This is a genomic window from Curtobacterium sp. SL109 (assembly GCF_026672405.1).
GTDB lineage: Bacteria > Actinomycetota > Actinomycetes > Actinomycetales > Microbacteriaceae > Curtobacterium.
In genome coordinates this window covers 2,428,021-2,450,888 of record NZ_JAPPRB010000002.1, presented here as the reverse complement: position 1 = coordinate 2,450,888, position 22,868 = coordinate 2,428,021, and the positions used below count along the sequence as shown (strand labels likewise).

The window sequence follows — 22,868 nt, the reverse complement described above, 5'->3', positions numbered from 1 at the left end:
CGTCGTTGAGGAGGTGCTCGGACACCGCTTCCGTTCCGGCGGTGCTGGGCGCGAGCGTACGCCCCGGCCGCGGGGACGACCAGGCGCACTGCGTCCTTCGACCCGCGCCGCGCGTCAGACAACCCGCACCGCGCGGTCGTGCCCATGACGCCCGCGATGGGGAGCGGCATCGCGCGTTGGTGGTCGGAACGAACGACCTCCTGCGCGCGATCCGCCCTTCCGAGCGCGGGACGACGCACCACGCGCGGAACGACCCGCTTCTGTGACGGCGTGACGGCGTGACGTCGTCCCCACTCCCCCCCACCCCGATCTCCGGACGACGGCGTTCGTCGAGGAGGATGACGAATCCGGTCGGCTCGGCCCGAGTTTCGTGAACCGGATTCGCCAGCGCGGAGAACGGAAACCGGTTCTCCGCCGCGACGACACTGAGTCCGCCGCGACGACACTGAGTCCGCCGCGACGACACTGGGTCCGCCGCGACGACACTGGGTCAGTGCCGGATGCCCACCCCTGCGGTCGCTCGCTCGGGTTCCGACACGGGCACGGGCACGGGCGCGGGCACGACGACGGGGAGGGTGAGGACGAACGCGGTGTCCCCGCCGCGCGGGCAGACCAGGTCGCCGCCGTGGGCCCGGGCGATGCCACGAGCGATGGGCAGCCCGAGTCCGGCACCACCGCGACGGTCGTCCCGTCCGGCGTCGAGGCGCACGAGTCGGTCGAACACGCGCTCCCGGTCGGCCTCGGGGATCCCGGGTCCGTCGTCGGTCACCCGCACGACGCCGTGCCCGTCGGCCGAGGTCACGACCACGGAGACGACACCGCTGCCGCCAGTGGCCCGCGCCGCGTTCTCGAGCAGGTTCGAGAGGACCTGCCCGAGCCGGTCGTCGTCGCCGGGGACACCGACGGCACCGTCCGGCTCCACGACCTCGACCCGGAGCGCGGGGGCCCGGAGGAGGGCTCGCGACGCCTCGAGGCGAGCGACGGCACCGAGGTCGACGGGCGCCAGGTCGAGCTCGAGCCCGCGGTCGACCCGTGCCATCAGCAGCAGGTCGTCGACGAGCCGGCCGGCGCGACCCGCCTGCCGGACGACGTGCACGGCGAGGTCCTCGCGTTCCGCGGGGTCGAGCGGCGTCCGCACGAGGGTGTCCGCCGCGGCACGGATGCCGGCGACCGGGGTGCGGAGCTCGTGTGCGGCGTCCGAGAGGAACGCGCGCATCCGGGCCTCGGCGGCGAGGGCCTGGTGCTCGGCTCCCTCGACCGCGTCGAGCATCTCGTCGAAGGCCACGGCCACGCGGCCGATCTCGGTGTCCCGACGTGCCGGACGGAGCCGTCGGCCCCGGTCACCGTGCGCGATCGACCGCGCGGCCCGCGTCATCGTGTCGAGCGGCCGCATCGTGCGCCGCACCACGAGCACCAGCCCGACGGCAGCGACGAGCAGGAACACCGCGGAGGCGCCGAGCATCACCCAGCGGAGTTCCCCGAGCACCTCGTCGACCGACCCGGTCCCCGCAGTCAGTCGGATCGTCGAACCGTCACTGAGCCGGGAGACCAGCGTCACGAGCCGCCCCTCCTCACGCACCGAGGAGGACGTGATCCGCACCTGCCCCGTCGCGGCGGCGGACCCGGCCGCGGCGGCGGACCCGGCCGCCCCGTCGGCGGTGGCCGACCCGCTGGCTGGTGTCGAGCCTCCCGGCCCGGCCGGACCGGACAGTCCCGGCGGCTCGGGCGGACCCTGCCGGAGCTGCTCCGGGGTGGGGCCGGCCTCGACGGAACCACCATCGCTCGTGGTGATCGTGACCGCGAGGCCCTGCATCGACAGCCGGTCGGCCAGGTCGTCCGCGTCCACCGTGCCGACCAGCGCGGCGGCCGCGGAGGCCCGGTCGCGCAGGCGGTCCTCGATCTGGGTGCGCAGGCGCTCGCCGAGTGTCGCCTGCACCGCGACGGACAGCAGGCCGAGGAGCACCGCGAGCAGCACCAGGACGGCGACCACCGTCCGCGCGCGCAGCGATCCCGTCCGGAGCGGTCCGGCGCTCACGCGGCGACCGCGCTCATGCGGTAGCCGAGCCCGCGGACGGTGTGGATGAGCCGAGGCCCGTGCGCCTCCATCTTGCGGCGGACGGCACTGAGGTGGACCTCGACGAGGTTCGGGTCGACGCTGTCGTACCCCCACACCTGCGTCAGGATCTGGGTCTTGGAGAGCGTGCGCCCGCGGCTCTCGGCCAGGAACGCGAGCAGCCGGAACTCCGTCGCGGTGAGGTCGAGCGTGATGCCGGCGCGACGGACCACGGCGGCGTCCGGGTCGAGCACGAGGTCCGCGACCTCGACCACCGACGGGATCCGACCCCGGCGTCGCAGCACCGCCGTGACCCGCGCGACGAGCTCGGCCATCGCGAACGGCTTCACCACGTAGTCGTCGGCGCCCTCGGCGAAGCCGCGCAGCCGGTCGTCGACCTCGTCCCGCGCGGTGAGCATGACGATGGCGGCGTCGGACGTGGTCCGCACCCGGCCGGCGAGCTGGATGCCGCTCGCACCGGGCAGCATCCAGTCGAGGACGACCAGGTCGGGCACGAACCGGGCGAGGTCCTGCTGCAGGGCGTCCCCGTCGGGTGCGTCGAGGACCACGAGTCCCTCGTCACGGAGGGACCGGGCCACGGACAGGCGGATGGTCTCGTCGTCGTCGATGAGCAGGACGCGGGCAGGGGTGGGCACGGCGACACGCTGGTCGATGCGGCAATCACCGGGCATGGAGCCACCTGGGCAGCACCTGGGCTTCAGTCCTGCTTCAGATTGGACTTCGAGCGTGGTCGTCACCGGCAGGACCGCCGGACCGGCACGTCGGCCGGTCCGGCTCACCGCCGGACGACGAACTGGAGCGATCATGACCACGAACCACGACCACCACGACGACGCCGACGAGCCCACCCGCGAGTACCCCCGCGACGGCTTCGCCCGTGACGCACAGCCGACCGAGCAGTTCCCGCAGGCCTCCGAGACCCGGCCGGGAGGCTCGGCACCGGTCGCGTCCTCGGCCGCCGCTGGGGAGCGGGGTCGCCGCCAGGGCCTGGGTCGCCGACTCGGGATCGGTGCGGCCGTCGTGGCCGTGCTGATCGGCGGAGTCGGTGTCACCGCGGCGGTCGCCGCGGGCAACGACGGTGGGGGCAGCAGTGCGGTGGGGGTGCCGACGGGGGCGCCGACCGGAGCGCCGTCGGGGGCTCCTTCTGGTGCGCCGAGTGGTGCGCCGAGTGGTGCGCCGAGTGGTGCGCCGAGTGAGGGGCCCGGCGCGGGCGGTGCCGCTGGTGGGCCCGCCGCCGGCGGTCCTGCTGCCGGTGGTCCTGCTGCCGGCGGTCCCGGCGGGACGTGCGGGCCGGTCGGTGGGGCGGCGGGTGGCGCGGCTGGTGCTCCCGAGGGCGACGCCGCGCCGAAGCCGCCGGCCGGGGCACCGAAGCCGGGCGCAGACGCACCGAAGGCGGGTGCGGACGCGCCGAAGCCGCCGAAGCCGGGGACGGACGCACCGAAGCCGACCGATGCGCCGTCCGCTCCGACCGAGGCTCCGACGACCGGGTCCTGACGCCCGGGTCCTGATCCGGGTCAGGACCCGCCGGCGCTGCGGCGGGGGTGCCCGACGAGCATCGGCTCGTCGGGCCGTCCGGTCACACGTGCAGCAGGACTACCGGGGCTCGGCGTCGTGCCGCTCGAACCAGGTGTCTGCCTGTTCCCGTTCGTCCTCCGCCAGGAGCCGCCGGGCGCGCGGCATCGACCGTCGGGCGAACACCAGCGTCGAGACGCCGATCCCCGTGAAGCTCACCGCCGCCACGAACGAGAAGACGCTCGACCACGGGTCCTCACCCTCGAAGACCGTCGTCACACCACCGACCGCGTTGAGCAGGCCCGCCGCGAGGCTCACCCAGCCGACCCACGCGCCACGCTCGGTGACCCGCCGGAGGTACCGGATGCGGACGGGCACGGGGACCTCGGCCGGGAGGTCGCTCCCCCGGACCCAGGCCTCCAGCCGGCGCTGCTGGCGGTACCCACCCGCGACCGCCCAGCTCGTGACGACTGCGGCGACCAGGACCACCAGCACGGCCGCGGCGACGAGCACCACGACGACGGGTGCCAGGGCGAAGTCCTTCACCGCGAGGAGCGTCCAGAGGCCCGCGGCGAGGAGTCCCGGCCCGAGCAGTCGGACCCACCCGCCGGTGTCGATCTCACGGAGTCGCATGGGCCGAGCGTAGCCATCGGGCGCGCATCACGACTCCGGGTCCTCCGGCAGCGACCCTGCGAGCAGTCGCGTCGTCCAGTCGGCGAGTGCGGCGACCGCACGGCGGGACACGACCGCGTGCGGCACCATGCTGGTGAACCCGTGGAAGGCGCCGGGCCAGACGTGCAGCTCGGCGTCGACGCCCGCCGCCCACAGCCGGGTGGCGAAGGCGACGGTCTCGTCGCGGAACACCTCGGCGCTCCCACAGTCGAGGTACGTGGGCGGCATCCCGCGCAGATCGGTCGCGCGTGCCGGTGCCGCGTGCACGGAGACCTCACCGTCGCGGTGGTCCCCGAGGTACGCGTCCCAGCCGAACCGGGTCATCGCCCGGTCGGCCACGCCGATGCCGTCGATCTGGTGGGTGGACGTCGTCGAGTCGCTGTCGTCCAGCATCGGCGAGACCAGGACCTGGGCGTGGACAACGGGCCCGCCACGGTCCCGGGCGAGGAGCGCCGTCCCCGCGGCCAGGCCACCGCCGGCACTCTGTCCGACGAGCACGATGCGTGCCGGGTCGATCCCGAGTTCCTCGGCGTGGTCGGCGGTCCAGACCAGGCCGGCGTAGCAGTCCTCCACCGGCACCGGGTCCGGGTGCTCCGGCGCGAGACGGTAGTCGATGCTCAGCAGGACCACGTCATGGGTCAGCAGCCAGTCGTCGTAGGACTCGAGGTTGCCGAGGTGGTGCCCGAACATCATCCCGCCGCCGTGGATGGTGAAGAACGCCGGTGCTGTGCCCGTCCGACCGATGCGCTGGATGACCGCGAGGGCGATCGTCGTGCCGTCGTCGACGGGCACGCGAACCGACCGGCGTTCGAGCCCGCGTTGCCGGAGTCGGTCGTCGAGCTCGGCTTCGGACACGTCCAGCGCTCGCATCGCCGGCAGCATCTCGCGCGTGAGCACGAACGGCCCGCGGGCACGGAGGCGGTCGAGGAAGCCCTGCAGCTCCGGGTCGAACGGGGGACGGGGCATCGTGTCGGTCACGGCACACTCCTGATGATCCAGAAGTGGCGGTCCACTCGGACCACGTGTCGCCACGGCTGACGACAGCCGCGTTTTTCCCTCCCGAGAACCATACCCCGCTGGGAGGCGGACCCCGGTCGTCAGGGGAGCAGGGCGCGGACGCGGTTCTCGAACTCCGCAGCCGCATCGCGTCGCGACCGGGGAGCGTCGTCCTGGAGCCGCCTGGCGAGGTCGACCGCAGCGGTGAGCACGAGGGGGTGCTCCTGCCCGTAGGTGGCCACGCCGTCGAAGACCGTGCCGACCAGGTCCTCGATCTCCGGCCAGTGCGGGAGCACCCGGGCGACGCCGTCGTCGTCGAGACACGCGGTGACGGTCGCCCGGTCGCGCCAGGTCGGGACCAGCGCAGCAGAGGCGAGTTCCAGTGCCCCGACGGCCGTGTACGGGTCGTTCGTCCCGCTGGCCAGTCCGCGGACCGCGATCTCCACGAGCTGCTGCAGCGCGAACCGGACGTCCTGGTACGGGGTCCTCGCGGTGCCCGTCGTGACACACGCGCGCAGCTGCCGGACCGCGCGGTCGTCGAGGTCGACGCGCTCGCCGGCCTCGGTCGTGACGACCAGGACCGGGTCGCCGGGGAGCACGTGCCGCCCCGGCATCGCGCGCACGTCGACGACCGCGTGCTGGTCCACCGCCCAGCGGACGAGCCGACGCCAGGCCACGGACTGCACGTAGCCGTCCTCCCCCGCCCGGATCGTCGTGCCCAGGGCAGCGCTCGACGAGCGCGGCGTGGTGCTCACCCGGTCGTCGTCGTCCGTCGCGAACGCCTCGTCGAGGGCCGCACCGAGCTCCACCTGCACGCGTTTCTGCAGGGAGGTGATCTGCACGCTCGACGCGATGTGGTGGATGAAGAACACCAGGACGGCGACGTCGACGAGCCCGATGAGGACCGCGACGTGCACCGCGATCACCGGCACGAACGCCGTGCCGTCGTCGACGTCGGTGTGCACCGAACGCAGCACGACGACGGCGTAGACGAAGGTCGACGTGAACACCGCGAGCACGAGCTGGTTGGCCCGGTCCGCCATGAAGTTGCGCACCAGGCGAGGACCGTACGTGGAGGAGGTGGTGGCGAGGACCGAGATGGTGATGGAGAACGACGTCCCCGCCACGGTGAGCATCGCCGTCCCGATCGTGGTGAGGATCGACCGGCCACCGCTCGCACTCAGCGCGTCCAGCACGGCGATCTGGATCCCGTGGTCGATGACGACCCGGTCCACCGCGACCAGCACCTCGGCCAGCACGATCGCCCCGAGACCGAACACGGCCGGCAGGAACCAGAACGACTCACGGATGCGGAGCGCCAGAGCCTGCACGCTGACCACCAGCCTCTCGGGACGCACGACGGGGTCCAGCACCACCGAGTGCCGGCAACAGTACCGGGCGACACGCCTGGGTGAACGCACAGCAACGCGAGCAGGCACCATGGAGTGCATGGCAAGCACAGCTCCACCCCTGCCCGACCCCGTCACCACCACCCCGCAGCTCCGGCGGTGGGTGTTCTGGCCCGCAGCCGTCATCGTGCTCGGCTTCGTGGCGTTCACCCTCGTCTCCCCCTCCACCGCCGAGGGGCTGTTCCTCGGGCTGCAGGACGGCATCGTCCGCAACTTCAGCTGGTACTACGTCCTGGTCGCCGCGTTCTTCGTCGGCTTCTCCCTCTTCGTCGGCTTCAGCCGGTACGGCGACATCAAGCTCGGGAAGGACGCGGACGAGCCCGAGTTCTCCACCGGGTCCTGGTTCGCCCTGCTCTTCGCGGCGGGCATGGGCATCGGCCTGGTGTTCTACGGCGTCTCCGAACCACTCAGCCACTTCGCGTCGCCGCGTCCCGGGGTCACCGGGACCGAGAAGGAACTCGCGCAGCAGGCCCTGACCCAGACGTTCCTGCACTGGGGACTGCACGCCTGGGCGATCTACGTGGTCCTCGGGTTGGCGCTCGCCTACGCCATCCACCGCCGCGGCCGGCCGGTGTCGATCCGGTGGGCGCTCGAGCCGTTGCTCGGCAACCGCGTCCGCGGCGGCTGGGGCAACCTCATCGACGTCATCGCCCTGGTCGGCACCCTGTTCGGCGTCGCCACCTCGCTCGGTCTCGGCGTCATCCAGATCGGCGCGGGTCTGGAGGCCGCCGGCATCGCCGAGAGCAGCATCGTCAGCCAGGTCGCCATCATCGCCGTCATCACCGCGGTGACCATCGTCTCCCTCGTGACCGGCGTGACCAAGGGGATGAAGATCCTCTCGAACTTCAACCTCCTCCTCGCGGCCGCGCTGCTGCTGTTCGTGCTCATCGTCGGACCGACGCAGTTCCTGCTCCGTGACTTCGTGCAGTCGATCGGGTCGTACCTGCAGAACATCGTCGGCCTCTCCTTCAACGTCACCGCCCAGCAGGGTGCCGAGGGCGAGGCCTGGCAGGGCGCGTGGACCACGTTCTACTGGGGCTGGTGGATGTCCTGGGCCCCGTTCGTCGGCGTCTTCATCGCGCGCATCTCGAAGGGACGCACGGTCCGTCAGTTCGTGTTCGGGGTGCTCCTGGTACCGACCCTGCTCACCTTCCTCTGGTTCGCGGTCCTCGGCGGCACGGCGATCCACCGTCAGACGGACGGCGCGGGCGGCCTGGTCGGGTCCGACGGTTCGGTCGACGTCGAGGGGTCGCTCTTCGCGCTCCTCGGCGACCTGCCCGCCGGTGCCGTCCTGACGTTCGGGGCGATCCTGCTCATCGGCGTCTTCTTCGTCACGTCGTCCGACTCCGGTTCCCTGGTGATGGCCATGATCGCGTCCGGTGGTGACATCGAGCCGAAGAACTGGCTCCGCGTGTTCTTCGCCGCCGTCTCGGCCCTCCTCGCGGTCGCCCTGCTGCTCAGCGGTGGTCTCAACGCCCTCAAGACCGCGGCGATCACCACCGCGCTGCCGTTCAGCATCGTCCTGCTGCTCACCTGTTGGTCGACGATCATCGCGTTCTCGCGGGAGCGCCGGGCGTACGACAAGGCCGAGCGTGACGTCCTGCTCGAGCACGTCGGCGCGTACTACGGCCTCGAGGTCGAGGCGCCCAGCGAGAGAGCTCCTCGCTCCGGCCTCGCCCGTCCGTGGGCAGCGGTGAAGAACCGGGTCCGCGGCGGCCGCCCGACCGGAGCCCCGGGGAGCGGCACGGCCACGATGGACGACTTCCCCGTCCGGCCGGAGACCGTCTCGTCCGACCCCGCGACGGACGCGGGGCTCGACGCCACCACGGAACCGACGACCGGGCACCCGGGCCAGACGGACTGACCGACCCCGACTGTGTCACCGGGCACAGTTCGTCCTCACGGCTGATGTGCGGTGTCCGTCCCGGGGCCAGAGTGGTCCGTGGGATGGGGAATCCGGTCGACCGCGACCGCTGCCGTGGGGGCAGCGGTCGCGGCGCACCCCTCGTGTATCCGTCAGGACCGGGTCAGCCGTTCCAGGCGTCGCGGACAGCGTCGCCGAGACGTGTCCGGGTGTCGTTCCGCTCGGACTCCGACCGGAGCGCGTCGACGCTCAGGGTGCCGTCGCGCAGGGTGAGCTCTGCTGACGTCTCGGACGGCTGGCCCGCCAACTGCACCTGCAACGCTGTCCCACTCGGCACGACCGGCTTCAGCGCCGCGACGAGGGCCGGGGCGTCCTCCGCCGTCGTCAGCGTGACCGTGACGGCGGCGTTCGCGTCGAACAGGGACACCCGAGCGGGCAGGAACCCCGTGAGCTGCCGACCCACCGTGACCGAGTCACGGAACCGCGTCGGGGAGCCACTCAGCAGCAGGCCGTCCTCCGCGCGGTCCTCGAGCGCGGCCTTCGACGAGCCGACCTCGAGGGTCTGCACCGGTGCCGCCGGGGACGCGGCCACGAGCGTCGCCGCAGCGCTGAGCGCGTTGTCCGTCCCGTCGGCGGTGACCGTCACCCAGGCCGGCTTCACGACGATCGCCGAGACTCCCGGACGGTCGATCGTGTGGGCGAGACGGTTCGCTTCGCCGTACTCAGCGGGGTCGGCCTTCTCCCCGGCGTCGCCGGAGTCGTCGGTGGTGATGATGCCGCCGTCGACGACCGCTGCGGTGTCCGGTGCTGCCCGCGTGATCAGCGCAGTGGCATCGGCGATGTCCGCGCCGTCAGCGAGGTGGACGTGGATGCGTCCGGGCTGGACGGAGGCGCTGGTCACCGCGTGCGCCGCGCTCACCGCCCGGTACGCGGCGACCTCAGCGGACGGGTCGCCGTCGACGTCCTCGGCACGGCTGTCGGCGTTCGCGATGCTGTAGTCGGGGTTGTGCCGGGTGAGCGTGCTCTTCTCCGGCGTGTTCCAGGCATCGGCCGACAGGGACACGTCCTTCCACCCGGACGTCGCGGCGACTCGCTGGACCGTGTCCCAGCCCCTGACGAGGTCCGACGGGCGCTCCACGTCGAGCTGGATCGAGGAGCTCCCCCGGCCGGACGCATCCGGAGCACTGACGCTGCCGCCGAGCCAGTGCCCGCTCGCGCGGAGGTCGTCGACGACGCCGAGGACCTCCTTGCTCTCCGACGCGTGCCGGCCGACGAAGAAGCCGAACCCGTCCGCGTCGATGCGTGCCGAGTACGACACGGAGGCTCCGGTGTGCTGCACTGCCCACCGGCCGACCGCGTCGGTGACGGTCTGCAGTTCCCGGTTCGACAGGTCGTCGTCGGTGACGACGAACGCCGTGACGGTGCCGGCGAACGGGAGGTTGTTCGTCCCCAGGCCGGAGACCGACCGCACGCCGTCGATCTTGGCCAGCGCCTGCTCCGCCTTCACCGCGCCGGCCGAACCAGCGTCGACGTGGACCGAACAGCCGCTGACCATCAGCACAGAGGCGACCCCCACAGCCGTCAGCACCGTCACCGAACGTGTCCGTCGTCTCCCCCAGAGCATGGCGGGAGCGTAACGCAGTCGCCTGACCGGACCAGACGGCCGTCCTGGAGGCTCGGTGACGGACCCGTGTCGAGCCTCCCGGCCCTGCCTGGTCGCCTCCACCACCGACCACGCGGTCAGCGCTGGACGGGGGCCGCGTCGCTCCACGTGCCGGGGACCGGGTCACCTGCTCGTCGGATCGCGTAGACGACCGCGCCGAGCTCGGGAGGCAGCACCGGTTCGACCAGGGTGAAGCGCGGGCGCGCGCCCGCGTCGCGCTCGGCTGCGACCCGAGCGACGAACCGGTCCCGGAAGCCGTCGTCGGAGAACATGCCGCCGGAGGACGACACGGCCGTCGGCGCGCCGTCGGGACGGTCTCCGATGCGGTCCGCGACGGCGCGGACCTGCTGGACGAGCTCGTCGACGGCGTCGTCGAGGACCGCGGCGGCCACGGGGTCACTCGCGGCGGCCGCAGCGGTGACGACCCGGGAGAACCCGGCGACGGCCGCGCGCTCGGCCTGGAGGTCCTGCATCAGCAGGCCGACGAGGTCCAGGTCCTCCGCGATGCCGGTGTGTTCCCGCACGAGTCCGTACAACGCGGTCCGTGGGAGGCGGCCGTCCGCCATCCTGCTGAAGGCGTTGAGGCCGCGCCGGGCCACCCAGTGCGCGGAGCCCTCGTCGCCGATGAGCTCGCTCCAGCCGCCGACGCGGTGGGTGTGCGTGCCGCGTTCGCCGTAGGTGATCGAGCCCGTGCCCGCGACGACGTTGATGCCGTCCCGGCCGCCGAGGGAGCCGGCCCACCCGGCGAGCACGTCGTTGCCGACGGTGGCGCGGTCGTGCCCGAGGGCGTCACGCGGCAGTGCGTCGAGCAGGACGTCGGTGCTCGCGGACTCGCCGTGACCGGGGAGGCCGTAGAACGCGTGCGCGACCTCGTCGGCGGACCGTCCCGCCGCAGCGAGGACCTGGTGGGTCCCCTGCCGGACGACGGCGGCCGCAGCGTCGACCCCGTCGTCGAGCCAGGAGCACCCCGGGCCCCGCCACCGCGCGAGGACCGCTCCGTCGTCGCCGTCCGTGTCGACGAGCACGACGGCCGTCTTGGTCCCTCCGCCGTCGAGGCCGAGGAACAACGTCATGCCCGCGCTCCGCGCTCGCCGTCGAGGGGGTGGATGACGACGCCGCGGACGACCCGGTTCACGGAGCCGTCCGGGAACGGGTTGTCGGGCGTGCACCCGAGTCGCACCGAGGCGTGCAGCGCGAGGAGCTGCGCGACGGCGACGAGCGCGACGGCACGGAGGCCGTCGTCGAGTCCCTCTGCCTCCGGGAAGGCGAGGTCCAGGTCCGTCCCGGGCGTCCCCGACAGCCCGTCGGCGCCGACCACGACCACCTGCCCGGGCCGGTCGGCTCGGAGTTCGCGGACGATGTCGTCGTCGTACCGGCGCACGGTCGGGTCCGCCGAGCGCAGGACGACCACGACCGTGTCGTCGTCGAGCACCGCCTTCGGACCGTGTCGGAACCCGAGCGGGGTGTCGTGGAACGCCGCGATGGTGCCGGCGGTCAGTTCGAGGGTCTTGAGCGCGCACTCCTCGGCGAGCCCGGCGAGGGTGCCTCCGCCCAGGAAGACGATGCGCCGCGGCGAGGCGTCGAGGACCCGCTGCAGGACGCCCTCGGTGCCGAGCGCCCGCTCGCCCGAGGCGACGACCCGGTCGAGCGCGGCAGCGTCTGACGGGACGAACGCCACGAGGGCAGCGAGCAGCATGCTGGAGAAGCTCGACGTCATCGCGAAGCCGGTGTCGTTGGTCTGCGGCGGCATCACGAGCACGAACGAGTCCTCGCGGTCGTGGTGTGCGACGGCCAGCGCACCGGAGGGGTCGCACGTGACGACGAGGTGGTGCGCGGTGGGGGCCAGCGCGTCCACGAGCTCCGTCGCCGCAGTGCTCTCCGGCGAGTTGCCCGACCGGGCGAACGACACCAGCAGGACGGGGAGGTCCTCCGCGAGCACCGTCCGTGGTGCCGCGACGATGTCGGTGCTCGCCACGGCGTCGAAGCGGCGGCCGGACCGACCGCGCAGCGACTCGGCGGCGATGCGGCCGGCGAAGGCCGACGTCCCGGCGCCGGTGAAGACCACGCGGGTGCGGGGGTCCTCGAGTGCTCGGCCGAGGAAGGCGTCGAGGTCCTCCCGTGCCTGGTCGAGGAGCACGGCGAGGTCGCGCCACGCCTGCGGTTGCTGGTGGATCTCGCCGAGGGTGGCGCTGGCGGGGATGGTGACGTCTGTGGTCACGGTCTTCCTTTCCGGTGGTGACGTGTGGTGGGGCTCGCCGGGCGGTCAGCCCTTGAGGCCCGCCGACGCCATGGTCGCGACGAACTGCTTCTGGGCGACCAGGAACAGCAGGATGAGCGGGAGCGTCGCGACGACGTTCCCCGCCATGAGCAACGACCAGTCGGTCCTCCTGGACCCCTGGAAGTTGGTGATACCGAGCTGCAGCGTGAAGGCGTGGTCGTTGTTGATGGCGACGAGCGGCCAGACCAGGTCGTTCCATGAGCCCAGCAGGGTGAAGATCGCCAGGGTCGCCAGGGCCGGGCGTGCGAGCGGCAGCACGATGCGGAAGAAGACCTGCAGCCGGTTGCAGCCGTCGATCATCCCCGCCTCCTCGAGCTCCGCCGGCAGCGACAGGAAGAACTGGCGCATCAGGAAGATCCCGAACGCGGACGCGAGCCACGGGACGATCGCGGCGCCGAGGTGGTCGACCAGGTGCAGCCGCGCGAACATCACGTACGTCGGGATCATCAGCAGCTGCGACGGGATCATGATCGTCGCCAGGATCGCGAGGAAACCGAACGTGCGCCCCGGGAACCGCAACCGCGCGAAGCCGTAGCCGGCGAGTGAGCAGAGCACGAGGTGGGACACGATGGCCGACGCCGAGACGATCACCGTGTTCAGCAGCCAGTGCAGGATGTCCGAGTCGGCGAAGAGCCGCGCGTACCCACTGAGCGTGAACTGCGTCGGGATGAACGACGGCGGGAACCTGTTGATCTCCGACGCCGGTTCGACGGACGTCAGGAACATCTCGACGAACGGCAGCAGGAAGAGCAGCGACACCGGCAGGAGCAGCAGGTGCCACGGGCTGAAGGGCCAGCGGCGGCGGCGGACGGTGCCGTCCGCACGGGAGGCCGTCACGACCCCCTGTCGGAGCGGGGTGTCGAGGACCTGGGTCTCGGTGGACATCAGGAGGGGGTCCTTCCTGCGCGGCGCTGCACGAGCGTGACGACGACGGTGGCGAGGAGCGTGACGAAGAACATCCCGTACGCGATCGCCGAGCCGTAGCCGAACTGGAGGTTCTGGAACGCGGTCTTCCAGAGGTAGTAGACGATGGTCTGCGTGGCGTCGAGGGGGCCGCCGCGGGTGGTGGCGTAGACGAGGTCGAAGAGCTGCACCGCCTGGAGGGTCTGGTAGATCGCGACGAACGCGGTGACCGGGCCGAGGTGCGGCCAGACCACCCGCCAGAAGGTCTGCCACGCGTTCGCGCCGTCGATCCGGGCCGCCTCGATGACGTCTCCCGGGACGTCCTGCAGCGCTGCGAGGTAGATCACGGTCGTGAAGGCGGCCTGGCCCCAGAGCGACATGACGACGATCACGAGCATGGCCTCGCCGCGGTCCTCCAGCCAGCCCTGCTGCGGCAGGTGCAGGACCCGCAGCACGTTGTTCACGATGCCGAACTGCGGGCTGAACAGGTAGGTGGTCAGGATGCCGGTGGCGGCTGCCGAGGCGACGAACGGCACGAAGATCGCGGTGCGGTAGAGCCCGATGAAGCGGATGCGCCGGTTCAGGGCGACGGCGAGGGCCAGTCCGAGGAGCAACGAGGCCGGCACGAAGAGCACGGTGTAGAGGACCGTGTGCACGACGGCGGCGCGGACGCCCTCGTCGGTCACCAGGTCGGCGTAGTTCTGCCCGCCGATGAAGGTCGCCGGGCTGAAGCCGTCCCAGCTCTGGAACGACAGGAGCAGGGCCCACACCCCGGGGAAGACGGTGAGTCCGAGCACGATGAGCAGTGCCGGGCCGACGAAGCCCCACCCGGCGAGTCCTTCGCGGACGGACGCGGCGGACCGACGGCGACGTCGTGGCGTCCCGGGGTCGTCCGGGCGCTTCGCGGGTTCGGTGGGGCGGAGTGCGAACGTGGTCATGGGTCCTCCTAGCCTTGGCGGAGTGCCTTGTCGGCGGCGACGCTCGCCTGCCGCAGGGCGGTCTTCGGGGTGCCCTCGCCCTGGAGCACGTGAGCGACGGCGTTGCCGAACGCCTCGGACAGGCCGTTGTAACCGGGGACGGTCGGCCTGGTCTGCTTCGCGTTCGCGGAGTTGGCCTGCATGACGTCGAGTCCGGGGAGGGTCTTCGCCTGCCGCAGGAACGCCTCGCTGGTCGCTTCGCTGGAGCGCAGCGGCAGGTTGCCCACCGCGACGTTGAAGCGTTCGTCCTGCTCCTTCGCGGTCAGCCACGTGGTGAAGTCCGTCGCCCAGTGGGCGCGGTTCACGTCGTGGTTGTCGAAGAGGGTCCAGAGGTCGGGACCGGACACGGTCTGGTGGTCGCCGTCGGTCCCGGGGAGCTGGACGACGCCGTAGGACGTGCCGGCGGTCTTCAGGGCGGAGAGCTCCCACGGTCCGGAGGTGATCATGCCGATCCGGTCGCTCTCGAACAGCTGCGCGAACTTCGTGTCCGTCTGGTCGAGGTACACGCTCTTGTCCTTGACGGCCATGTCGCGGAGCAAGCCGAGCGACTCCACCCCGGCCCGGGAGTCGAACGCGGCCCGCTTGCCGTCCTTCGACAGGATCGACCCGCCGTTCTGCCAGAGGTGCGGCCACATCTGCCAGGTGGTCTCCTCGCTGCCGGACACGGAGTAGCCGTAGCCGAACGTGTTGCTGTCCTTGTCGGTGAGCTGCTTCGCGGCCTTCCGGAAGTCCGCCCACGTCCAGTCCGCCGTCGGGTACGCGACGTGGGCGCGGTCGAAGACCTCGGTGTTGTAGAGCAGCGAGATGTTGTCCACCACCGCCGGGAACCCGATCACCTTGCGACCGGTCGGTTGCGCGGTGTTGCGGGCAGCGGCGGTGAACTCGTCCCAGTGCACGGCCGGTTCGGCGACGGTCTCGCGGAGGTCGAGCGTGCGGTCCGACCGCTCCAGCTGGCTCGCCCACGACCCGAAGGTGTACGAGATGTCCGGCGAGTCGTTGCCCGCGAACGACGCGGCGAGCTTCTGCAGGAGCTCGTCCGTCGAGGAGGCGCCTGGCGACATGTCGATCGTCACGTTCGGGTGATCGCGCTCGTACTCGTCGACGAGGGCCTGCAGCAGCTTCTCGGCCTGGTCGCTCTGCCCCGACCACATCGTGAGGTGCACCGGCGCCTCCGTGTCGAGGGTGGTCGCTCCCCGGGTGGCGCAGCCGGCGAGTGCGGACGCGGTCACCGCGAGGACAGCGGCCGCGGCGATCCACCGCGCACGGCGACGACTGGCGGGGGCGCGGCGGGTTCCTGTTCGTGTCACTGCGGACTCCTTCGTCATCGCATCAGAGCAGGTCGGCCAGCAGCGGTCGCGGGGAGCACAACGCTGCCGGCGCCGGTGGAGGGGACACGGGTCATGCTCAGGAATCCTGGAACCTCGGCCGCGATTCGACCAGCATTCCGAGCGAAACGATCAGAATGACTGACCGCTACGCTCGATCTCATGGTCGACGACTCCGCCTCCGCCCTCGTGTCGGCGTCTCCGGCCTCGGGCTCGGGCAAGCGGTCCCGCCGCATGCTCGCGATCCTCGAGCTCCTCACCGACCAGGGCGCCGTGACCCTGCAGGACCTCGTCACCACGCTCGGGGTCTCCCCCGCGACCGCCCGCCGCGACCTCGCCGACCTCGAGCAGCAGGGACTGCTCGCGCGGACGCACGGCGGCGCGCGGATCGCGCTGCCGACCTCGGAGATCCCGGTCCGCCTGCGGGAGGGGCGGTCGCGCGGGGTGAAGCAGCGCATCGGACGAGCCGCAGCCGCACTCCTGCCCGACGGACCCTTCGCCGTGGCGATCGGCGGCGGCACCACGGCGGCGAGCGTCGCCCGGTCCCTCGTGTTCCGGAACGGCCTGACCATCGTGACGAACTCGCTCACGACCGCCAGTGAGATCGGTGCCCGACCGAACCTGCGCGTCGTGATGACCGGGGGCACCATCCGGCCGCACTCGTTCGAACTCGTCGGCGTGCTGGCCGAGAACGCCTTCGCGGCGATGAACGTCGGGGCGGCCATCGTCGGCATGGACGGGGTGAGCGCCGCGGGCGGTGCCACCACCCACGACGAGACCGAGGCCAGGACGAACGCGGCGATGATCGGCAACGCGCAGCGGACCATCGTCGTGGCCGACTCGTCCAAGATCGGCCGGACGACGCTGGCACCCGTGGTCGGCATGCGTGGTGTCCACGACCTGGTCACGGACGACGGGGCCGACCCGGCGGAGCTCGAACGGATCGCCGAGCTCGGGGTGCGGGTGCACGTGGTCGAGCGTCGGTCGCGGGCGACGGACTGATGCGACGCACCACGACGACGTCCCCGTCGGCGTCCGCTCCCGCTCCCGCTCCCGGGCGCGACCCTCGTCGTCGGCTCGACCTCCTCTGGCGTTCGAGTGCGTTGGTCGTGCTCCTCGCCTCCACCTGGCTCATCGTCGGTGCATCACTGCACGAGGCGAGCACGGCCGTCGTCTCCGCCGGTCGGACGGTCTTCACCGTCGGCGGGCTCGTGGCCCTGAGCGGGTGGCTGTCGGCACGGGCGGCGACCACCGCGGCGAGGACGTCTGCCCCCGACGTCCGCAGTGCCACCGACCCGTACCGCTGGTGGCAGCTCGTCCTCCTGGCGCTCTCGGGAGTCAGCGCCTACACGGTGTTCTCCACGGTGGCGATCGGGTTCGCCGGACCCGTCCTCCCGACCCTCGTCATGGCGTTGACCCCAGCCGCCGTGCTCATCGCCGAGAGCGTCATGGCCCGGACTGCGCCGCCACTGTCCACGTGTGTCGGCACCGTGCTGGCGATCGGCGGGGCGCTCCTGTACGTGCTGCCCCGCCTGGGCGGCACACTCGGAGGAGACGTCGTCATCGGCACCGTGTTCGCGCTCGCCGCCATGGGGTCGATGGCCTTCTACGGGGTCTTCTTCGCGCGGGTCAACCGCCGACACGTCGGTCCCATGGCGCCGCGGATCCTTCCGGTCTTCGCGGTCGGGAGCATCCCGCTGGTGCTCTGGGCCGCCACCGCGATCATCGGCGGGGAGCGGGTGAGCTGGAACGTCGTCGGGATGCTCGCGGTGCTCGGCGTCGTCGTCTACGTGCCCGTGTACCTCCTGCAGCACCGCCTGATCCTGACCGCGGGGGCGTCCTACGCGGCGCTGCTCGGCCTGGCCGTCCCACCGCTGGTCGGGGTCGGGTCGGCGCTGCTCCACCTGGCGTCCGTCCCTGTTCCCGCGCAGTTCGTCGGCGTCCTCGTCACCGTCGTCGGCATGGCCCTCGTGATCCGTCGCAGGCCCGCCTCCGGGTAGGAGGTCGGCGTCGGCGCCCGACGGGAGTCCACAGCGTCGTTTCGCCCTGGCGAGACTCCTGCTCCCAGGTGAACGCCCCGCCGGCGGATGGCACTGCATGCGAGCTCGACCCGGGGCGCGCGAGGGAGCTGTTCCCCGCTTCGTGTCAGTGACTGTCAGTGAGTCCGCCGCCGAGGAAGGTGGACGTGACGGTGTCGTCGGTGAGGGCGCAGTTGTACATGGCGTACGGGTCGGAGTGGCCGTCGAGGAACGCGAACGGGTAGATGAGCAGGTACCTGTCGTCGGAGGTGTACCCGGATGGGTGCTCGGTGAAGACGAGGCGGACACCTGCGTCTGCTGCTCCGACGTTGCACTGGTCGTAGACGTGCTGTGCGAGCGCGGACCGAGTGGGTGCCGGAGCTGCCGTGGTCGGCGGTTCAGCCGCCGTCGGGTCGGTGACGGCGGCCTCGGTCACCGCTGAGGCTGGCGCCGGAGCAGGGGTCGCGACTGCCTTCGGAGTGGCGGTCGGCGTGGCCGTCACGGCTGCCTTCGGAGTGGGTGTGATCGATGCGGTCTTCGTCGCGGTCGGCACTTGGTCCGGCGTTGACGATGTGCAGCCGGTGAGTGCCGCGGCGACGGTGAGTACTGCGGTGGTGGCGATGATGAGACGACGCATGGTGATTCCCCCTGGTGGTTGTTGGCCCTTCACTGAGGAATGTCTCGACGGGGGCCGATCCTGACAGGTGCAACGGCCGCTACTTCCTGGGATGGTGTCGTAGCGCCAGCTGTTCTCGTCGCCGACGATCCTGATGGGTCCGTACTGACTCATGAGTGGACTCTGCGGGAGTCATCCGACGTTGATGACGCGGATCCCGTTGAGCAGGGTCAGGCAGGACCAGCGCGTGGGACCCCAATGCCATGCGACGCAGTCGCAGTCGCACTCGACGACCCTGGGGCTCAGGCAGTGTGTTCCCCGTGGTCGCGGTCCGGCGTCCGAAGTCGATGAGCATGGCGAGGTCGCTCAACGACGCGTCTGCCCCGCACCGGCCCTGTGCGCGGAACACCGTCGAGCCATGCGTGTTCTCGCATCGGGTGGTCCACGAGGTCGGGCGCCCGGGTAGCGTCACGGTGGTCGTTCCGGGCCGGGACTGACCTGGGGACCAGAACGGACCACACATGCAGCGCTTCAACCGCGCGGCGGCGCTGACTGCTGCCACGCTTCTCATCGCCAGTGGCCTGGGGCTCACGGGACTTCAAGCAGCGTCAGCTTCCGCACCGACACCGATCGGGACCGGTGGAGTGCTGCAGATCCTGTCGCCGAACCTCGCCGACCGCGGCACACCGCTGTTCGCCGACGGGACGAACGTGCAACGCCTCGTCGCTGACACGGCGCGCGGCATCGACGCGCGGATGACGATGTCACCGACATCGACCGCATCGTTCACGCTCACGCCACCGGACGGAAAACCCCTCGCCGCTGGCTCGTTCCGACTCGTCGGGCCGCAGCAGGCTGACTTCGCGGCAGTCCCGACCCTGACGATCAACGGGGACTACGTCTACGGCGCGTTCGACATCCTCGACGTTGCCTCCAACCCCACCGACGGCACCATCAGCCGATTCGACGCGCTCGTTCCGGGCGTCGGCGAGTTCCACTTCGGAGAGGACACGGCGGGCACCGTCGTGCTCGGCGCGAATAGCTTCTCCTTCAAGAAGACGTTCATCGGCCTGGCGAAGCCCGCGGAGCAGGTCGAGACGGTACACAACACGGGGACGACCACGGTCGCTCTCGGATCACCTTCGGTCACCGGCATCAACGCTTCGTCGTTCTCCGTCACGAGCAGCACCTGCCGCACCACTCTCGCCGCCGGCGCAGGATGCACCTTCAGGATCGGGTTCGCGCCGAAGACCGCCGGTCCGTTGACCGCGACAGTCACGATGAAGATCGGCACGGCGACCAGAGCTGTGCCGTTGACCGGAGCGGCGTACCTCGGCACGACCAGCATCACGTCCTCCGGGAAGGACATGGTCAACAAGGGCAAGACGACGAGCGTGAACAGCTCGAACACCGCGATGACCGTCGGAGCGGCCGGCTACGGCTGGACGTTCAACGCTGACCGCCTCGACGGCTCCGGCAGCGCCATCAGTGTCCATGTCGAGGGCCCCTATCGCCAGCCGCTCGCGGTCGGCACCAGGAAGACCACATAGACCTCAGCCGCCGGAGACTACGAAGTCCTCACCACCGTCAACTCCAGCGGCTGCGACACCACCGGTACCGAGACGGTGAAGCAGTTCATGAACGACCCGGTCACCGGCCTCCCGGACACGGCCGACATGTCCTTCACCCAGTACTGCTTCGACAAGATCCCGCAGGCCGGGACGCTGAAGTGGCAGGCCCGCTCCGACGTGACTGCGCCCGCGGCGCCGACCGCTGCGAAGGTGTCCGCGACCATACCGCGAAAGGTCACCTGGAAGGCCTCCGCCTCGAAAGACGCGAAGACCGTCGTCGCACGGCTCGTGCAGGGCACCGGCGCGAGTGCCACCGCGCAGAGCGGGACACCGCTGACCGTCTCCGGTACGACCGCCACGGTCCCGTCCGTTCCTTCGGGACAGCAGTACACGGTGCTGTTGTTCAGCGTCGACGCTGCTGGGAACGTCAGCAAGCCGGCCACTGCCCGGTTCGGGTCGGCACCGGCGCTGGTGACGGCGCCGAGTCGGCCGACCATCACGGCTGTCACGTCGGGCCCGGGGACGATCACGGTGTCGTTCACCCCGTCGGCGAACAACGGTGGGCTTCCCACCAGTTACACCCTCTCTGACAGCCACACGGAGGTCACGGGTATCACCAGCCCGCCGCTGACACTCACCGGCGTGCCCGCTGGCAACGGGTTCGTCTACGTCACCCCGGTCAACGCGGCTGGGGAGGGCAAGGCGTCCTACTCCGTCGCGGTGACCGTCGAGTAGCTGCAGAACTGAGTGAACGCCCCGGCCACGTGAGGTGGTCCGGGCTTCCCCTGCGTCGCACGGCCAAGCGCCTGCGGTCGCTGTGTCGTGGTCGGTGACTTCAGATCCTGCTCCGAGGCCGGCGGCGCCGATCCAGGTCATGCGCTTCTCGTGGAGGTGCGTCAGTCGGATGACGCCGAGTCTGCAGACCTCGATGCGATGCTGTTCTGCGACGGTCGTGTCTTCCTGGTCGGTGGGTGTGCTGCCGACTCTCCTGTGCGCGGACGAGGTCTCGTCGACCTTCGCGGTGATGTCGGAGTCGAGGACGTGGTTCACCTTCACAGCTGTGACGCCGTCCTGGACCTTCCATGTCGTCGTCGCGTCGTCGTCGGAGCGGTGCATGCCCGGATGGCTCCGCGTGGACGCAGTCGTGCAGTCTGAGAACAGCAACAGGGGCGCCTTCCCCGAGGAGCCGAGGTAGCAGCTGGCCGACGTGCGCTCGCGGCCGGGACGGCCGAAGAGGGCGAGCAACAGCGAGGCAACGGTCAGCAGGGCGACTGCGACCTTCACGACGATTGCGTCCGCGTTTTGGCGTTGGCGTGGATCAGTGCAATGCGGTGAGGCGCGGAGCACCGTCGGCCCCCACGGGAATGAACGAGAGGTTCCTCGTGCGGGCTGCCGCACCCTTTCCCGCCGTTCTGTCCCGCACCGCTCTACGAATGCGCTCGAGCCAGTTTGATGAGCGGAACTCGGACTAGGAAGTTCGAGGTGAAAAGGGGAACTCATGTACAAAGCCGTACTCACCGTCGCCGCAGCGACGGCTCTCATCATCGGGGGTGCTGCTCCGGCGCATGCGGCGCCGCCGGCTGCACCGGGTGTGCCAACCGCCGTTCAAGTGAGCGGTTCCGCGACGACCGCTGACGTCAGCTGGGGTGCACCCTCTGGGCGGGTGAAGGTCACCGGGTACACGGTCACCATCACCCCCGCGGAGCGGCAACCGCACCACGGCGTGGACCAGCTCCCAGCATCGGCTCGGACCGACGACTTCGGAGCCCTGACGACCGGTAAGACGTACACGTTCGCGGTGCGGGCAGTCGCCGGGCGAGCATCGAGTGCGCCCGTCACCGTGAAGTACACGCCGTCTCGACCTGTGCAGCAGGAGCAGTCCTTGTTCGCGCTCACCGCGACCGGTGAGGTCCTTCAGTACCCGACCACCGGCGTTGGACCGGCGACGACCGTCACCACCACCGGTGTCGGCTTCACCGCGAACAAGCGAGGAGACGTCTTCGTCCCCTCGGCCGACCTGACCTCGATCGTCGCCTACCCGGGAGACGGAAGCCCTGCGAGGACAGTGGCCACCGGGCTGCAGCTCACCGCTGACCTCCGCTCCGACGACGCGGGGAACATCTACTGGAAGACACCGGGCGGACCCATCAGCACGATCCCCGCAGCTCAGACTCTGGGCACGGCACCCGGGACCGGTACGTCACCGACTCCGGCGGGATTCTCCGGACCGGCAACGACAGACCCGATGTGGGCAGTTGGAGGTGACGGCACAGTTGCAACCGTCGGCGGCACCTTGGGACGATTCACCGTCGGAACGAGGAAGGGGTCAGTGGTCACGAGCCGCACGCTGGTGGGCACCAGCACTTCGTACGTGGGCAACCCCACAGCGATCCTCGTCGGTCCCGGCGGTGACCTGTACATCAACCAACGCCCCTCCGGCGGTGCAGGCGCGTGGCAGTGGTTGCTCCTGAAGTCCGGCGCGACAGAGCAGACGAGGATCGAACCGCGGACCGCGTTCCAGTACGCGGCCGTCAACAGCTCCGCGTTCTTCCTCCTGCAGTCCAAGGAATGGTGCACCCTCCAGGGCGAGTACAGCGGGTCGGGTGCCTGCGACGTTGACCGGAGCATCCCCGACGTCCTCAAGCTCACCGCGGGCGGCGCGGCCACCACAACGCCCGTCACTGGAGTCACAGCCGGCGGTCGAGGCCCCTGGATCGGCGTCGCGGACACAGCAGGAGACGTGTTCTTCAACGTGGACACCGGACCCACCCCGGGTCTCTGGAGAGTCCCCGCAGGCGGCGGAGCTGCGCAGCAGGTGAACAGCGGGCAGATCTCGCGACTGGTCGTCATCTAACACCAAAGCCCCGCACGACCTCGGTCGGTCGACGTCTCGTCAGGCGTACCGATTGTGGACGTGCGGGGCTTCTCCGCGTGCTGAGATGAAGCGGGTGAATAGCGGAGACGTTCAGCGTCACGGCGTGGCAAACGCG

The 22,868-nt window shown here is 71.0% G+C and carries 19 protein-coding genes; 7 read left to right on the top strand and 12 right to left on the bottom strand.

The genetic code is table 11. From position 1 onward, the window contains the following. Positions 1–490: 490 nt before the first annotated feature. Together OVA28_RS13165 and OVA28_RS13160 are read right to left on the bottom strand one after the other, a co-directional pair. Positions 491–2,035 carry a HAMP domain-containing sensor histidine kinase gene (locus OVA28_RS13165; protein ID WP_268097291.1) on the bottom strand — a complete coding sequence of 515 codons (1,545 nt, stop codon included), beginning with the start codon at positions 2,033–2,035 and terminating at the stop codon, positions 491–493. Then, complete coding sequence (locus tag OVA28_RS13160) at positions 2,032–2,709, bottom strand: response regulator (RefSeq protein WP_268097290.1); 678 nt, start codon at positions 2,707–2,709, stop codon at positions 2,032–2,034. The genes OVA28_RS13165 and OVA28_RS13160 overlap by 4 nt, the downstream gene beginning before the upstream one ends. Positions 2,710–2,878: 169 nt before the next feature. Between OVA28_RS13160 and OVA28_RS13155 the strand changes: the two genes are divergently transcribed. Next, positions 2,879–3,568 (top strand): hypothetical protein, encoded by a 690-nt coding sequence (locus OVA28_RS13155; protein ID WP_268097289.1) that lies wholly within the window; start codon positions 2,879–2,881, stop codon positions 3,566–3,568. 99 nt (positions 3,569–3,667) lie between these two features. On the opposite strand, the gene OVA28_RS13150 is transcribed toward OVA28_RS13155, so the two are convergent. From OVA28_RS13150 to OVA28_RS13140, 3 genes are all read right to left on the bottom strand, one after another. Further along, positions 3,668–4,219, bottom strand: a complete 552-nt coding sequence (locus OVA28_RS13150) for a hypothetical protein (protein ID WP_268097288.1) — start codon at positions 4,217–4,219, stop codon at positions 3,668–3,670. A gap of 27 nt (positions 4,220–4,246) precedes the next feature. Then, positions 4,247–5,236 carry an alpha/beta hydrolase gene (locus OVA28_RS13145; RefSeq protein WP_268097287.1) on the bottom strand — a complete coding sequence of 330 codons (990 nt, stop codon included), beginning with the start codon at positions 5,234–5,236 and terminating at the stop codon, positions 4,247–4,249. Between the two features lie 119 nt (positions 5,237–5,355). Then, complete coding sequence (locus OVA28_RS13140) at positions 5,356–6,612, bottom strand: DUF2254 domain-containing protein (protein ID WP_268097286.1); 1,257 nt, start codon at positions 6,610–6,612, stop codon at positions 5,356–5,358. Between the two features lie 91 nt (positions 6,613–6,703). Here OVA28_RS13140 and OVA28_RS13135 point away from each other — a divergent pair, with 91 nt between their 5' ends. Further along, positions 6,704–8,527, top strand: coding sequence for a BCCT family transporter (locus OVA28_RS13135; protein WP_268097285.1), 1,824 nt, complete (start codon positions 6,704–6,706; stop codon positions 8,525–8,527). Between the two features lie 163 nt (positions 8,528–8,690). Here the strand turns inward: OVA28_RS13135 and OVA28_RS13130 are convergent, their stop codons facing one another. The 6 genes from OVA28_RS13130 to OVA28_RS13105 form a co-directional block, all read right to left on the bottom strand. After that, on the bottom strand, positions 8,691–10,103 hold the full coding sequence (locus tag OVA28_RS13130) for a hypothetical protein (RefSeq protein ID WP_268097284.1): 1,413 nt from the start codon (positions 10,101–10,103) through the stop codon (positions 8,691–8,693). 164 nt (positions 10,104–10,267) lie between these two features. Continuing rightward, the gene (locus tag OVA28_RS13125; RefSeq protein WP_268097283.1) at positions 10,268–11,263 is read right to left on the bottom strand and encodes an N-acetylglucosamine kinase; all 996 of its coding nucleotides are present in this window, start codon (positions 11,261–11,263) and stop codon (positions 10,268–10,270) included. Then, entirely contained in the window at positions 11,260–12,408 is a 1,149-nt protein-coding gene (locus tag OVA28_RS13120) for an SIS domain-containing protein (protein WP_268097282.1), read from the bottom strand. Before OVA28_RS13120 ends, OVA28_RS13125 begins: the two co-directional genes overlap by 4 nt. Positions 12,409–12,453: 45 nt before the next feature. Beyond that, positions 12,454–13,353 (bottom strand): carbohydrate ABC transporter permease, encoded by a 900-nt coding sequence (locus tag OVA28_RS13115; RefSeq protein WP_268097281.1) that lies wholly within the window; start codon positions 13,351–13,353, stop codon positions 12,454–12,456. Next, the gene (locus tag OVA28_RS13110; RefSeq protein WP_194660942.1) at positions 13,353–14,309 is read right to left on the bottom strand and encodes a carbohydrate ABC transporter permease; all 957 of its coding nucleotides are present in this window, start codon (positions 14,307–14,309) and stop codon (positions 13,353–13,355) included. Before OVA28_RS13110 ends, OVA28_RS13115 begins: the two co-directional genes overlap by 1 nt. 8 nt (positions 14,310–14,317) lie before the next feature. Beyond that, the gene (locus OVA28_RS13105; RefSeq protein ID WP_268097280.1) at positions 14,318–15,655 is read right to left on the bottom strand and encodes an extracellular solute-binding protein; all 1,338 of its coding nucleotides are present in this window, start codon (positions 15,653–15,655) and stop codon (positions 14,318–14,320) included. 180 nt (positions 15,656–15,835) lie between these two features. Between OVA28_RS13105 and OVA28_RS13100 the strand changes: the two genes are divergently transcribed. Both OVA28_RS13100 and OVA28_RS13095 read left to right on the top strand, forming a co-directional pair. Next, the gene (locus OVA28_RS13100) at positions 15,836–16,675 is read left to right on the top strand and encodes a DeoR/GlpR family DNA-binding transcription regulator (RefSeq protein ID WP_268097279.1); all 840 of its coding nucleotides are present in this window, start codon (positions 15,836–15,838) and stop codon (positions 16,673–16,675) included. Next, positions 16,675–17,673 carry a DMT family transporter gene (locus OVA28_RS13095; protein WP_268097278.1) on the top strand — a complete coding sequence of 333 codons (999 nt, stop codon included), beginning with the start codon at positions 16,675–16,677 and terminating at the stop codon, positions 17,671–17,673. The genes OVA28_RS13100 and OVA28_RS13095 overlap by 1 nt, the downstream gene beginning before the upstream one ends. Positions 17,674–17,818: 145 nt before the next feature. Here OVA28_RS13095 and OVA28_RS13090 read toward each other — a convergent pair whose 3' ends face one another. Then, on the bottom strand, positions 17,819–18,328 hold the full coding sequence (locus tag OVA28_RS13090; protein WP_268097277.1) for a hypothetical protein: 510 nt from the start codon (positions 18,326–18,328) through the stop codon (positions 17,819–17,821). A 500-nt stretch (positions 18,329–18,828) separates the two neighbouring features. Here OVA28_RS13090 and OVA28_RS13085 point away from each other — a divergent pair, with 500 nt between their 5' ends. The 3 genes from OVA28_RS13085 (at position 18,829) to OVA28_RS13075 (ending at position 22,732) form a co-directional block, all read left to right on the top strand. After that, entirely contained in the window at positions 18,829–19,857 is a 1,029-nt protein-coding gene (locus OVA28_RS13085) for a hypothetical protein (protein ID WP_268097276.1), read from the top strand. A gap of 75 nt (positions 19,858–19,932) precedes the next feature. Next, positions 19,933–20,613, top strand: a complete 681-nt coding sequence (locus OVA28_RS13080) for a fibronectin type III domain-containing protein (RefSeq protein WP_268097275.1) — start codon at positions 19,933–19,935, stop codon at positions 20,611–20,613. Between the two features lie 763 nt (positions 20,614–21,376). Beyond that, entirely contained in the window at positions 21,377–22,732 is a 1,356-nt protein-coding gene (locus OVA28_RS13075; protein ID WP_268097274.1) for a fibronectin type III domain-containing protein, read from the top strand. Positions 22,733–22,868: the final 136 nt, after the last annotated feature.